Genomic DNA, 13924 nt, shown 5'->3' with positions numbered 1-13924 from the left:
GAATGCATTTCAAAGGTGGGAGCGGGCTTGCTCGCGAAGGGAGCGACGCGGTCTAGAAGCAGGTATGCAAGCTCTCGATCACTTGCAACTGCTCATCCACCAGGCAACCGACCTGCCACTTGTCAAAGGTCAGGCACGGGTGGGAAGTACCGAACGAAATGATGTCGCCAATACGCAGCTCAACCCCCGGCGCCACGGTCATGAACGCGTGCTGGTCCATCACCGCCGTGACCTTGCACGCGCCGACGTCATCGCCTTCTGCCGGCAAAATACCCGCCTTGTAGCGCTTGAGCGGCACCGGCAGACCGGCGTCGTAGGCCACGTCGCGCTTGCCCAGGGCGATCACCGCAAACCCCGGCTCAGGCAGCGACTGTACGTGGGCCCAGACTTCCAGGGCCGGACGCAGGCCTTCGTTCAGGTCGCTGCGACGGTCAAGCACGCAGCATTGCGCCTCTTTGTAGATACCATGGTCATGAGCCACATAACTGCCCGGGCGCAGCACGCTGAGGAAGCGGCCAGCGGCGTTCTGTGCTTCGAACGATTCGGCGATCAGGTCGTACCAGGCCGAACCCGAGGCGGTGACGATGGGCTTGGGCAGGTCGAAATGACCGCTGTCCTGCAAGTCGACCGCCAGGCGCACCAGGCTCGCCGCAAACGCGCGGATGCCGCTGATGGCGTGCTCGCCATGGATCACGCCTTCATAGCCTTCGATGCCGGTGAGGGCCAGGGCCGGCTGGGCCTTGATCGCCTTCGCCAGGTCGCGCACTTCCTGCTCGCTGCGGCAACCGCAACGACCACCGACCACGCCGTATTCGATCATCACGTTCAGGCGCAGGCCACGGGCGGCGAAGAACAGGCCCAGGTCGGCGACGTTGTCCGGGTGATCGACCATGCAGTGAAAATCAAAATCCTTGTCGGCCAGCAGGTCGGCGATCAGCGCCATGTTCGGCGCGCCCACCAGTTGGTTGGCCATCAACACACGGCGCACGCCACCGGCATAGGCGGCGCGGGTCTGCACGGCGTTGGCCAGGGTGATGCCCCAGGCGCCGGCCTCGATCTGGCGCTGAAACAGCGCCGGCATCATGCTGGTCTTGCCATGGGGCGCCAGCTCGGCACCGCTGTTGCTGACAAACTGCTGCATCCAGCGAATGTTGTGTTCCAGGGCGTCGCGGTGCAGTACCAGGGCCGGCAGGCTGACGTCACGGACCAAGTGGGCACCGACGGCGGCGGCGCCTTTTTCAACGGCGTTGATGGCAGACATGAAATGCTCCTATTCGTTGATGCGACGGGCCAGGTTGTTGGCGCTGTCGATCAACACCCGGCGATAGTCGTTGTAGTTTTTGATCGCGTCGGCCCGGGGTGCAACGATGCACAGGGTCGCGATGCTGATGCCTTGCGCGTCCCGTACCGGGGCGGCAAAGCAATGGGTAAAGGTGTCGGCCACGCTGTCGAAGGAAAAGAAGCCATCGAGGGTGGCCTGACGGATTTGCGCCAGGAAGGTTTCCAGCGGCAAGCGCTGGCCATCCGGCAGGATGAAGTCATCGTAGTCGATCAGGTCGATGATCTGCTGATCGCTCAGGTGCCCCAGCAGCAGGCGCCCGGAGGCGGTCCAGGGGATCGGCGCGTTTTCGCCGATGTCTGAGGAAATACGGAAATGGCGCTCGCCTTCGCGCATCAGCGCCACCGTGTATTTGCGCCCGTTGAGCAGGCACATCTGCGCGGTTTCGTGGGTCTGGCTGACAATTTCCTGCAAGGCGTGATCGGCCTCGCGGGTCAGGTCGAAATGACGCAGGTGCGCCTGGCCCAGAAAGTACAGCTGGCGGCCCAGGTAGACGTGACCGTCCTTGCCCACGGTCTCGAGGATGCGCCGCTCAAGCAGCGAGGCCACCAGCTCGTAGACGGTGGACTTGGGGCTGCCAATGCCGCTGGCAATATCATTCGGGCGCAGGGGCTGGCCGATTTCCTTGAGAAAATCGAGGATATCGAACGCACGGTCCAGTCCTTTGGCGCGGCGTTTGATGGTGTCTTCGGTCATGGCAGTGTGGGTCCGGTCAAAGGTATGTGCTGCATAGGCGATCCCCTGTGGGAGCGGGCTTGCTCGCGAATGCAGTGTGTCAGTGAATGCATCTGTGACTGACCCACTGCATTCGCGAGCAAGCCCGCTCCCACATTTGATCTTCTGTGATATCAAGAGTCGGGCAATTTAGCCTTTTTTCTTGTACGCCACGCAATCGATCTCCACCTTGCAATCGACCATCATGTTGGCCTGCACACAGGCGCGCGCCGGGGCGTGCTCCGGGGTGAAGTACTCGCCGAAGACCTTGTTGAAACTCCAGAAGTCCCGTGGGTCTTCCAGCCAGACGCCAACGCGTACCACGTCTTTCAATTCGTAACCGGCTTCCTCGAGGATCGCCACCACATTGCGCATGGTCTGCCGGGTTTGCTCGATGATCCCGCCGTTGATGATCTCACCGTCCACCGCTGGCACCTGGCCCGAGACGTAGAGCCAGCCGTCGGCTTCCACCGCACGGGCGAAAGGACGGGGTTGGCCGCCGCCGGCGGTGCTGCCGGTGCCGTAACGAGTAATGCTCATAACACTGTGCTCCTGATTAAAAACGAATGTTCTTGAGAAATTCCGCCAGGCGCGGCGATTGCGGGCGTTCGAAGATGTCCTTCGAGGTGCCCTGCTCTTCAATGCGGCCCTGGTTCATGAAAACGATCTTGTCGGACACTTCATAGGCAAAGCGCATTTCGTGGGTGACCAGCAACATGGTCATGCCCTCTTCCGCCAGGCCCTTGATCACGCTGAGCACTTCGCCCACCAGCTCCGGGTCGAGGGCCGAGGTGACTTCGTCGAACAGCATCAGGCTCGGGTTCATGGCAATGGCGCGGGCAATCGCCACACGCTGTTGCTGGCCGCCGGAAAGCTGGCCGGGGAAATGGTTGCGACGCTCCAGCAGGCCGACACGGTCCAGCCATTTTTCGGCGAGGGCCACGGCTTCGTCCTTGCCCATCTTCTTGACCTTGAGCAGGCCGAGGGTGACGTTCTGCAAGGCGGTCAAATGCGGGAACAGGTTGAACTGCTGGAACGCCATGCCGGTCATCGCGCGGTGCTGGGCGATCACGCGCTCGGGGTGACGCACGCGCTTGCCGGCGATTTCGCTGTAGCCGATGGACTCGCCGTCCAGGGTGATCTGCCCGCCCTGGAATTCTTCCAGCAGGTTGACGCAGCGCAGCAGCGTGGTCTTGCCCGAGCCGCTGGAGCCGATCAACGTCACCACGTTGCCGCGCTGCATGGACAGGTCGACGCCCTTGAGCACTTCGACCTGGCCGTATTGTTTACGCAGGCCGCGGATATTCAGCAGCGGTTGGTTGGTTTGAGGTTGGTTCATGGCAAGGCCACCCGCTTTTCAATGTAGCGCCCGAATAACTCGATGGCGTAGTTGATGACAAAGAACATAAAGCCTGCGAACAGGTAGAACTCTAGGGTCATGAAGGTGCGCGCGATGACTTGCTGGGTACTGAGCAGCAACTCGGCCACGCCGATCACCGAGAGCAAGGTGGAGGCCTTGACGATTTCCGTGGAGGAATTGACCCAGGTCGGCAGGATCTGGCGCAGCGCCTGGGGCAGCAGCACGTAGCCCAGGGACTGGTAGAACGTCAGGCCGATGGCCTTGCCCGCTTCCAGTTGCCCACGGGGAATGGCTTGCAGCGCACCGCGCACGATTTCCGAAACGTGGGAGCCGCAGAACAGCGTCAGCCCGACGGCACCAGCCTGGAACGCGGTGATCTGCCAACCGAGCGCCGGCAGCATGTAAAAACACGCCAGCACCAGCACGAACACCGGGGTGCCACGGATCAGGTCGACATACAGGCGAAACGGCGCACGCATCCAGAACTTGCCGTAGGTCAGGATCAACCCGGCGACAATGCCGATCAGGGTGCCGAAGATGATCGCCAGGGCCGACACATAAACACTGGCCTGAAAGCCCGCCCACAGGGTATCCCGGGCGATCCACAACTCATGCAGCCAGCTTGGGGACTCGTACATGAAAGCCCTCCTTAACGACGGATCGCCAGACGCTGTTCCAAGTAACGGAGCAGCATGGCAATGAGGTAACAGGCAGCCACGTAGAGCGCGGTCGTGACCAGCCAGGTTTCAATCACCCGGTAGCTTTCGACGTTGATCTTGCGGGCGTAATAGGTCAGCTCCGGCACTGCGATGGCAGCGGCCAGGGAGGTGTCCTTGAACAGCGAAATGAAGTTGTTCGACAGCGCGGGCAACACGTTGCGCAGCATCACCGGCACGGTGATGTAGGCGCGGATACGCCACTCGCCCAGGCCGATGGCCAACCCGGCTTCACGCAACCCCTTGGGGATGTTCAGCAAGCCTGCGCGGAACACTTCGGTGAGGTAGGCACCGGCGTACAGCGACAGGGTAATGATGAAGGACGGGATTTTGTCGAGACGGATCCCGAGGGACGGCAACGCGAAGTAGATCAACAGGATCAGCACGAGGATCGGCGTATTGCGGATCACCGTCACGTACACCGAGGCCAGCACACGCAGCGCCCGGTGCTTGGACAGCATGGCAAACGCCATCATCAGGCCGATCACGCAGCCGATGGCGATGGACAGCAGCGCCAGCTCCAGGCCCAGGCCGAGCCCCGCCAGCAAGCTGGGGAAGTCGCGCCACACGGCGGCAAAGTTCAACTGATAGTTCATGGTGGGCAGTACCTGAATGGGGCGCCGTCAGCGACGCCCCAGCGTTTACGATTTACTTGAACTCAACGGGGAAGCCGATCGCCGGTTCCGGCAGGTCTACACCAAACCATTGCTTGAACGAGGCCTTGTAGGTCGGGAACTCCACACCGGTCATGGCTTCATGCAGCGCGGTGTTGACGAAGTTCAGCCAATCCTGGTCGCCACGCTTGACGGCGCACGCATAGGTCTGCGGGCTCCAGGCGTAGACCGGGCTGCGGTAGCGGCCTGGGTTCTGCACCATCAGGTATTTGACCGAGGACTGGTCGGTGGCGGCGGCATCGGCGCGACCGGAGTTCACGGCCTGGTACATCAGGTCGACGCTGTCGTACTGATCGACCTTGGCTTTAGGCAAGGCCTGGTGCACCAGCTCTTCGGCATACACGTTCTGCAACACGGCCACGGTGACGCCATCACCCGCCGCTTGCAGGTCTTCGATCTCTTTGTACTTGCTGTTGTTCGGCAGCAGCAGGCCCACACCTTCGCGGTAGTACGGCAGGGTGAAGGCCACTTGCTGCGCACGGCTGGCGGTGACGGTGATGAACTGGCAACTCATGTCGACCTTGTCGGTCAGCAGGTTGGGAATACGGGCGTCGGAAGACTGCACCACAAACTCGACTTTGCTCGGGTCGTTGAACAAGCCTTTGGCCACGATGCGGCCGATGTCGATATCAAAACCCTGCAACTTGCCATCCGCTCCCTGGAAGTGCCACGGCGCATTGGTACTGCCTGTACCCACGATCAGGTGCCCACGCTTGAGCACATCATCGAGCTTGCTGTCCGCCGCCTGAACTACGCTTGCGAGGGAAGCCGATGCGGCGAAGAGAAAAACACACGCTTTAAACACGGAAGGTCGGTGATGCATGACAAGCACTCCAGGAGTTGTGTATTCCGCTATACCGGAACTTAGTATGTAACAACGGAATAGACAGCAGAAAGTGTGCCACACGCCGTAACAGAAAAATATCTCGGGGATAAATTCCATATAAATCAGTGAGATAAATATCCTCCCCAAACAAGGCGTTACGCCAGCACCGCGCAACCGATTGCTACCAGAGGCCCCACGCCTCGGTGACAGCCCCAAACCAGTGCGCCACAACGGTGTTACCGCGCACGATCTCAGTGCACCGGCATGCGTGGAAAAATCGACGCATTGCGCTAGCCTCAAGGCAAATTGAACACACCACCTCTGTAGGAGCCGGCTTGTCGAATCGTCGCACCGCGGCGATGGTCGTTAACGATGACGCAGGCCATCAGGCTTAACGCGGTGTCTGGACGTTTTTCGCCGGCAAGCCGGCTCCTACAGGGAACGATTAGATGAGGAACCTGCTTTGATGAAATTCGGCATTACCCTGCTGGTGCTGTCCCTTCTCGTGGCAGGCAATGCGTCGGCCAGCAAAGACCGCCGCGAATGCAAGGAAGAGCTGCGCAAGCTCAAGGATGCCTTCAGCACCGACTACACCAGCCAGAACCACCACGGCTACCGCCGGGCCAAGGCCTCTCGGGACAATGAGGAATACAGGAAGTGTGCAAGCCAGGCCCGCAAGGCGCGTGAACGCATCGAGCGCGACAAGGACGCGTGAGCGCCACTACCTGTGAAGGTTGACAGTAGACGATCAGTGCTTCCCCCATTAGCCCAGTTGCCGCATGGAGCACGCCAATGAACATTGATCCTCGACTGTGCAAATACGCCCCGCCATCCGAATGTCGAACGCGTTCCAACGCTATTGATCTATCAAAACCGCAACCTGATGAAGACATTTGAAGGAATCAGCGACCGGGCGCTCTTGCAGGCATTTGGCGGGCACGCCTGACCAGTCTTGGATTGGCGAGACCCCGGCCAGCGTCTACGCTGCTCAATGCCGTCTCAGCCGATCCAGGGTCAGCAATGTTCAAGACCATTGAAGCCGAAGTCCTCAAGAAACACCCCTCGCCCGCCCTGCAACTCGAGTTCGCCCAGCATGATTTCGAGCGACTCAAGCCCTTCTGCCTGCTGATCTATATCGCCAGCATCTGCATCTGGCTGGTCTTCGACCTGATCGTCAGCTTTCCGGGGGGCCAGGGTTTTACCGGGCTTTCGATGCTGTTTCTGGCACTGCTGACCATCAACACCATTACCCTGGGATTTACCCGCAACGCCCAGCACTTCCAGTGGATCAACCTGGTATTCGTCGCCATCATCGCCCTCGGCACCCGTCTGCTGATCGAAGGTTTGCCAATGGACCTGCACCCCAGCTGGTTGATCCTGGCAGCGTCGAGCATCCTCTACAGCGCATCGGTGCTACCGCTCAAGCATTGGTCGTTTGTCACGACAATGCTGATCACCTGGGCGTTGCTCAATCCGTTTTACCTGGCCCACCTTTCCCTGTTGGAAGTGCGCGGCGCCCTGGTGACGTTCTATTCGGTGTTTCTGACCTTCCTGACGCTCTACAGCTTCCTGAAACTGCGCCAGGCCAAGCTGCACAACTTCATCATGTCCAGGCTGCTGCTGGACCAGGCCTACCTCGACACCCTCACTGAAATTCCCAACCGCCGTTCGTTCATGACCAGCGCCGGCAAGAAACTCAGCCAGCAGCCCAAGACCCACGATCACTACCTGGCGATGATCGACATCGACAACTTCAAGAAAGTGAACGATGTGTACGGCCACGACATCGGCGATGAAGTGCTCAAGCGCGTAGCCCAGGACATCAAGGCGGTGATGGTCGATTACGACTACGCGCGCCTCGGCGGCGAAGAGTTCGGCATCTACCTGGCCGGCGTGCGCAAAAGCGACGTCGAGCAACTGGCCACCCTGCTCTGCCAGCGCGTGCGCGAGCAACCGACCCAACACCCGGTGACCATCAGCATCGGCCTGGCCCGGGTGGAGGACGGTGAGACATTGAACCAGGCGCTGATCAAGGCTGATCAGGCGCTCTATATTTCAAAGCATGAGGGCAAGGATCGATTTACGTTTCACGCGTCATGAGCACCTGGGTTACGCGTCGTTCTTCCACCGCCGCGACGGTCAGGCGCCAGCCCTCATGCACCAGGCTGTCGCCCACCACCGGCAGGCGGTCCAACAAGCTCATCACCAGGCCGGCCAGGGTCTGGTAGTCCTCGGTCGCCACGGCCTGGAAGCCGGTACGTTGGCGCACCTGGTTGAGGGTCAATGCGCCATTGGCACGAAAACCTTCACCCTCCTCAACCATGTCCGGGCCTTCGATTTCGCTGGCGTCGGGCAACTCACCGGCGATGGATTCGAGGATGTCAGTCATGCTCAACACGCCCATGAAGTCACCGAATTCGTTGATCACGAAGGCGATGTGGGTGGATTCCTGGCGCATCTGCTCCAGGGCGTTGAGCACCGAGAAACTCTCCAGCAGGTTGACCGCACGACGTGCCAGGTGCTCCAGGTTCGGTTCATTGCCGGCCAGGTACTCCTTGAGCAACTCTTTTTTGTGCACGAAGCCCAAGGGCTCGTCCACGGCACCGTTGCGGATCAGCGGCAATCGCGAGTAGGACGAGTGCATTAATTTGCGTCGGATCGTCTCCGGATCGTCTGCCAGATCAATAGAGTCGACCTTGGCCCGCGGCGTCATCAGCGTGCGGATCGGCCGTTCGGCCAGTTGCAGCACACCACTGATCATCACGCGTTCACGTCGGTCGAACAGCGGGCCTTGCGCAGCATCCGGCTCGCCGAGCAGGTCGGCCACGTCTTCACCCACCTCTTCCACCGCCAGGCTGCGGCCGCCCAGCAAGCGCATCACCGCATGGGCGGTACGCTCGCGCACGGGCAATACGCCTTGCGCGGATTTCTTGCGGCGGGCGCGGGCAAGCTGGTTGAAGCCTTCGATCAGGATCGAGAAACCAATGGCCGCATACAGGTAGCCTTTCGGAATATGGAAGCCCAGGCCTTCAGCGGTCAGGGCAAAACCGATCATCATCAAGAAGCCCAGGCACAGCATGATCACCGTCGGGTGGGCGTTGACGAAACGGGTCAGCGGCTTGCTCGCCACGATCATCAGGCCGATGGACACGATCACCGCGATCATCATCACCGCCAGTTCGTCCACCATGCCCACGGCGGTAATCACCGCGTCAAGGGAGAACACCGCGTCGAGCACCACGATCTGCGCCACGATCGGCCAGAACATCGCATAGGCCACATTGCCCGAACGCTGGGCCACATGGCCCTCAAGACGTTCGTGCAATTCCATGGTGGCCTTGAACAGCAGGAACACACCACCAAACAGCATGATCAAGTCACGGCCGGAGAAGCTTTTGTCGAACACCTCGAACAGTGGCTGCGTGAGGGTCACCAACCAGGAAATACTGGCCAGCAAGCCCAGGCGCATCAGCAGTGCCAGGGACAAACCGATCAACCGCGCACGATCACGCTGCTCCGGTGGCAGTTTGTCCGCCAGGATCGCGATAAACACCAGGTTGTCGATGCCCAGCACCAGTTCCAGCACAATCAAGGTCAACAGGCCGAGCCAGGCCGTTGGATCCGCTAACCATTCCATTTATAGAATCTCTGTGTTCAAGGTGTTCAGAATGCCGGGCACGGCAATGCGCGATCAGTGGACCGGGACAAAGTTAGCAGGCGGAATACGGGGTGCTTGAGCGGGAACAGCGGCAGTGGATGCCTTGGGGAAAGACGACTGGGAGGCTCCGAGAGGGTGTTCATGCAAGTCCTGAAATGACAAAAGGACTTGAATCGTACAGTCGAAACACAAATTTCCTACAACGCAAAACTATTACAAGATCTGTACTTCAAGCACATACAAAACCAGTGTGGGAGCGGGCTTGCTCGCGAATACGGTGTGTCAGTCGACCTATAGATTGACTGATGCACCGTATTCGCGAGCAAGCCCGCTCCCACATTTTAATCTGTGCTGATTCAGGTTTTTCGCGTCGCGTCGTCCAGCGCCAAAATCGTGTGGGCATTAGTCACCGTGGTCGCCAACGTATTGATCACCCCCGAGCGCAATGCGCCCAGGGTCGCCGCCGCCTTGGTGTTCTCGCTGGCAATCGCCACCACGTCGGGGATGCGAAACAGCTCCTGCACCGTCAGGCCGATCACCCGCCCCTGGATCGCGTTGACCGCCGGCTGCCCGTGGATGTCGATGAAGTCATAGCCCATCATGTCACCCACTGTGCCGGACAGCCGCGCCTGGGCGATTTCCTGGGACGAGAACCAGCCCATGCGCACCATGTTGCTGTTCTCGCTCATGTCGCCGATGCCGATCAGCGCAATGTCCGCGCGCCGTGCCCGATCCAGCGTGGAGCGTACCGTGTCGTTATTGATCAGCACCCCGCGCAGTTCCGGGTTCGCCACCAGGGCCGGGGCATACAGGCTTTCACTTTCGCCGCCGAAACGCAGCGCCAGGCGCCGGCAGATGTGGTCTGGATTCATGTACTCGCCGGCCTTGAGCGAACCGCCGATGGCACACACAAATGTGCAATTGCGCGTCACCGGCAGGAACACGTTGTCGGCCACCGCGCCGACGTTGCGACCCATGCCCACCGCGACGATCATGCCGTCGCCGAGGGTCTTGTTCAGGTAGTTGGCCACCAGGCTGGCGACGGCCGAACGCTGGGTGTCGGGGTCGCTGTGGTCGACGGCAATCAGGGCGCGGTCCAGCTTGAAGCGCTGCACCAAGGCCTGCTCCAGCTCATTGTTCATGGCCGGGTGCTGCAACACGCGCACCTCGACGATCCCTTCATCACGCGCGCGCTTGAGCAAGCGGCTGACTTTCGCCCGCGACAGGTCGAAGCGCTTGGCGATGGCTTCCTGAGTGACGTTCTCAAGGTAATAGAGCATCGCCACTTCGGTCATTTGATCGATATCGCTGGCAATGCGCTGGGTACTGTCACTCATGGGGACGGGCTTCCGTTTCGGCGTCAAAGGCACATTCTCCCGACTCTTGCCCCGTTCCGTCCACTACTGATGCCCATCGCGCTCGATGGCATTGATGCGCTCGACCTTGGCCCCGGAACGCGCCGCCTCGAACTCCGACTCCAGGAACGCCTTGACGATGCTTTTGGCCAGCTCTGCGCCGATCACCCGCGCGCCGATGGACAGGATCTGCGCATCGTTGCTCTTGCGCGCACGCTCGGCCGAATAGGTGTCATGGGCCTGGGCCGCACGGATTCCCAGGACCTTGTTGGCCGAGATCGCCATGCCGATGCCGGTGCCACACACCAGCACCCCCAGGCGTTGCTGCCCGGCATTGATGGCGGTGGCAACCGCCAGGGCGATGTCCGGGTAGAGCACCGGCGCAGTGGAATGGGTGCCGAAGTCGGTCACCGGGTAACCCAGGGCCTCGATATGGCGCTTCAACAGCTCTTTGAGCTCAAAACCCGCTTCGTCGCATCCGATAGCCACCGGGAAAGGTGTGTTCATGGCGTCTGGCTCCGCTGCCGTGATCTGCTTTTGACTGATCAAATGATCATTCAGTGAAATTTCGCTCATTCATTTCGCAAGCAATCACCCCCTTCTGTCAAGCGAGTTTTAACTGACTCGCCAGTCAAAGCCCCATATAAAGCGCTTAATGACCATGAAAATGACATTTACACCTTTTCAGTGAAAGAGATTGACTGATCAGAATTTCATTTGATACACATATGCTCACAGGGCAACACGACTGTGCACCTAATAAGAATTCACAGCACGAGGACACGCCGATGGCCACGCCATTACTGCTCCAGGCTGAACACGTCGCCAAGGCTTACGCCGGGGTGCCCGCCCTGCGTGACGGGCGTCTCTCATTGCGGGCCGGCAGCGTGCATGCGTTGTGCGGCGGCAATGGCGCGGGCAAGTCGACGTTCCTGAGCATCCTGATGGGCATTACCCAGCGCGACGCCGGAACCCTTCTGCTCAATGGCGCACCCGTCCAGTTCAACCGCCCCAGTGAAGCCCTCGCGGCGGGGATCGCGATGATCACCCAGGAACTGGAACCCATCCCCCACATGACCGTCGCCGAAAACATCTGGCTGGGCCGCGAACCGCGCCGCGCCGGCTGCATCGTCGACAACAAGACCCTCAACCGCCGCACCCGTGAGCTGCTCGAAAGCCTCGAATTCGACGTGGACGCCACCAGCCCCATGCACCGCCTGAGCGTGGCGCAGATGCAACTGGTGGAAATCGCCAAAGCGTTCAGCCACGACTGCCAGGTGATGATCATGGACGAGCCCACCTCGGCCATTGGCGAACGCGAAGTGGAGACCCTGTTCAAGGCGATCCGCCGCCTCACCGCTCGTGGCGCCGGCATCGTGTACGTGTCGCACCGCTTGAGCGAACTGGCGCAGATCGCCGACGACTACAGCATCTTCCGCGATGGCGCCTTTGTGGAAAGCGGACGCATGGCCGACATCGACCGCAACCACCTGGTGCGCGGCATTGTCGGCCAGGAACTGGCGCGCATCGACCACAAGGTCGGCCGCGAATGCGCTGCCAGCACCTGCCTGCAGGTCGATAACCTGAGCCGCGCCGGCGAATTCCACGACATCAGCCTGCAACTGCGCCAGGGCGAGATCCTCGGCATCTATGGCCTGATGGGCTCGGGGCGCAGCGAATTCCTCAACTGCATCTACGGCCTGACCGTCGCCGATTCGGGCAGCGTGACCCTGCAAGGCAAACCCATGCCGGTGGGGTTGCCCAAGGCCACGATTGACGCCGGCATGTCCCTGGTGACCGAAGACCGCAAGGACAGCGGCCTGGTGCTCACCGGCAGCATTCTTTCCAACATCGCGCTGTCGGCCTACAAGCGCCTGTCGAGCTGGTCGCTGATCAATGCACGCAAAGAAGCACGGCTGGCCGAAGACATGGTCAAGCGCCTGCAGATCAAGACCTCCTCCCTGGAACTGCCGGTGGCCTCCATGAGCGGTGGCAACCAGCAGAAAGTGGTGCTCGCCAAATGCCTGTCCACCGAGCCGGTGTGCCTGCTCTGCGATGAGCCTACCCGTGGCATCGACGAAGGCGCCAAGCAGGAGATCTATCACCTGCTCGACCAGTTCGTGCGGGCCGGTGGTGCCGCCATCGTGGTGTCGTCGGAAGCCCCGGAACTGCTGCACCTGAGTGATCGCATCGCCGTATTCAAGGGCGGCCGGCTGGTGACCATCAGCACCGACACCGCCCTTTCCCAGGAAGCCTTGTTGAGTCTTGCCTCATGAATGCCAAAACCTCCATTACCGCCCCCATCACTGCCCCGCCGCGCAACCGCCTGCGCCTGTCCCTCGACCGCTTCGGCCTGCCGCTGGTGTTTATCCTGTTGTGCGTGGTGATGGCGTTCTCCAGCGAATACTTCATGACCTGGCGCAACTGGATGGACATCCTGCGCCAGACCTCGATCAACGGCATCCTCGCCGTGGGCATGACCTACGTGATCCTGACCAAGGGCATCGACCTGTCGGTGGGCTCGATCCTGGCCTTCGCCGGGCTGTGCAGCGCCATGGTCGCGACCCAGGGCTACGGCCTGCTGGCGGCGGTAAGCGCGGGAATGTTTGCCGGTGCGATGCTCGGCGTGGTCAACGGCTTCATGGTCGCCAACCTGTCGATCCCGCCCTTCGTGGCCACCCTGGGCATGCTCAGCATTGCGCGGGGCATGACCTTCATTCTCAACGACGGCAGCCCGATCACTGACCTGCCCGACACCTACCTGGCGCTGGGTATCGGCAAGATCGGCCCGATTGGCGTGCCGATCGTGATCTTCGCCGTGGTCGCGCTGATCTTCTGGATGGTGCTGCGCTACACCACTTACGGGCGCTACGTGTACGCGGTGGGCGGCAATGAAAAGAGCGCGCGCACCTCCGGCATCGGTGTGCGCAAGGTGATGTTTTCGGTGTACGTGGTTTCGGGCCTGCTCGCCGGATTGGCCGGTGTGGTGCTCTCGGCCCGCACCACCTCTGCCCTGCCCCAGGCCGGAGTCTCGTATGAGCTGGACGCCATCGCCGCCGTGGTGATCGGCGGCACCAGCCTCTCGGGTGGCACCGGCAGCATTGTCGGCACGCTGTTTGGCGCGTTGCTGATCGGTGTGATCAACAACGGGCTGAACCTGCTCGGGGTGTCCTCTTATTACCAGCAGGTCGCCAAGGGCCTGATCATCGTGTTCGCAGTACTGATCGACGTGTGGCGCAAGAAAAAACGCTAGAGAACGACCCACAACAATAACCGGAGTTC

At 60.8% G+C, this 13924-nt stretch carries 14 protein-coding genes; 4 read left to right on the top strand and 10 right to left on the bottom strand.

The features are described 5' to 3' along the window. Positions 1–52 precede the first annotated feature (52 nt). The 7 genes from HX803_RS18435 to HX803_RS18405 all read right to left on the bottom strand — a co-directional run bounded on the left by HX803_RS18435 (position 53) and on the right by HX803_RS18405 (position 5626). Positions 53–1261 carry an amino acid deaminase gene (locus HX803_RS18435; protein ID WP_178922345.1) on the bottom strand — a complete coding sequence of 403 codons (1209 nt, stop codon included), beginning with the start codon at positions 1259–1261 and terminating at the stop codon, positions 53–55. A 9-nt stretch (positions 1262–1270) separates the two neighbouring features. Further along, positions 1271–2035, bottom strand: a complete 765-nt coding sequence (locus tag HX803_RS18430; RefSeq protein WP_106580124.1) for an IclR family transcriptional regulator — start codon at positions 2033–2035, stop codon at positions 1271–1273. A gap of 168 nt (positions 2036–2203) precedes the next feature. Further along, positions 2204–2593: a RidA family protein gene (locus tag HX803_RS18425; RefSeq protein WP_032896881.1), complete on the bottom strand. Its 390-nt coding sequence runs from the start codon at positions 2591–2593 to the stop codon at positions 2204–2206. 16 nt (positions 2594–2609) lie between these two features. Then, on the bottom strand, positions 2610–3392 hold the full coding sequence (locus HX803_RS18420) for an amino acid ABC transporter ATP-binding protein (RefSeq protein ID WP_065907741.1): 783 nt from the start codon (positions 3390–3392) through the stop codon (positions 2610–2612). Continuing rightward, complete coding sequence (locus HX803_RS18415) at positions 3389–4051, bottom strand: amino acid ABC transporter permease (protein WP_016976586.1); 663 nt, start codon at positions 4049–4051, stop codon at positions 3389–3391. Before HX803_RS18415 ends, HX803_RS18420 begins: the two co-directional genes overlap by 4 nt. Before the next feature lie 11 nt (positions 4052–4062). Beyond that, positions 4063–4725 (bottom strand): amino acid ABC transporter permease, encoded by a 663-nt coding sequence (locus HX803_RS18410; RefSeq protein WP_176995730.1) that lies wholly within the window; start codon positions 4723–4725, stop codon positions 4063–4065. Positions 4726–4777: 52 nt separating this feature from the next. Continuing rightward, positions 4778–5626 (bottom strand): transporter substrate-binding domain-containing protein, encoded by an 849-nt coding sequence (locus HX803_RS18405; protein ID WP_178922344.1) that lies wholly within the window; start codon positions 5624–5626, stop codon positions 4778–4780. Between the two features lie 469 nt (positions 5627–6095). Here HX803_RS18405 and HX803_RS18400 point away from each other — a divergent pair, with 469 nt between their 5' ends. Together HX803_RS18400 and HX803_RS18395 are read left to right on the top strand one after the other, a co-directional pair. Further along, positions 6096–6344: a hypothetical protein gene (locus HX803_RS18400; RefSeq protein ID WP_178922342.1), complete on the top strand. Its 249-nt coding sequence runs from the start codon at positions 6096–6098 to the stop codon at positions 6342–6344. A gap of 305 nt (positions 6345–6649) precedes the next feature. Next, positions 6650–7729: a GGDEF domain-containing protein gene (locus HX803_RS18395; protein WP_178922341.1), complete on the top strand. Its 1080-nt coding sequence runs from the start codon at positions 6650–6652 to the stop codon at positions 7727–7729. Here the strand turns inward: HX803_RS18395 and HX803_RS18390 are convergent. The 3 genes from HX803_RS18390 to rpiB all read right to left on the bottom strand — a co-directional run bounded on the left by HX803_RS18390 (position 7710) and on the right by rpiB (position 11149). After that, on the bottom strand, positions 7710–9266 hold the full coding sequence (locus tag HX803_RS18390; protein WP_178922339.1) for a TerC family protein: 1557 nt from the start codon (positions 9264–9266) through the stop codon (positions 7710–7712). The genes HX803_RS18395 and HX803_RS18390 overlap by 20 nt on opposite strands. Positions 9267–9643: 377 nt before the next feature. Next, complete coding sequence (locus tag HX803_RS18385; protein ID WP_178922337.1) at positions 9644–10624, bottom strand: sugar-binding transcriptional regulator; 981 nt, start codon at positions 10622–10624, stop codon at positions 9644–9646. A gap of 63 nt (positions 10625–10687) precedes the next feature. After that, positions 10688–11149, bottom strand: a complete 462-nt coding sequence (gene rpiB, locus HX803_RS18380) for a ribose 5-phosphate isomerase B (RefSeq protein WP_178922335.1) — start codon at positions 11147–11149, stop codon at positions 10688–10690. A 281-nt stretch (positions 11150–11430) separates the two neighbouring features. On the opposite strand from rpiB, the gene HX803_RS18375 reads away from it, so the two are divergent. Beyond that, positions 11431–12918: a sugar ABC transporter ATP-binding protein gene (locus HX803_RS18375; protein ID WP_178922334.1), complete on the top strand. Its 1488-nt coding sequence runs from the start codon at positions 11431–11433 to the stop codon at positions 12916–12918. After that, positions 12915–13895, top strand: coding sequence for an ABC transporter permease (locus tag HX803_RS18370; protein WP_178922332.1), 981 nt, complete (start codon positions 12915–12917; stop codon positions 13893–13895). Before HX803_RS18375 ends, HX803_RS18370 begins: the two co-directional genes overlap by 4 nt. Positions 13896–13924: the final 29 nt, after the last annotated feature.

Source organism: Pseudomonas sp. P7548 (assembly GCF_013386585.1).
Classification (GTDB): Bacteria; Pseudomonadota; Gammaproteobacteria; order Pseudomonadales; family Pseudomonadaceae; genus Aquipseudomonas.
The sequence above is the reverse complement of the archived record's forward strand: the minus strand, read 5'-3'. Positions and strand labels throughout refer to the sequence as shown.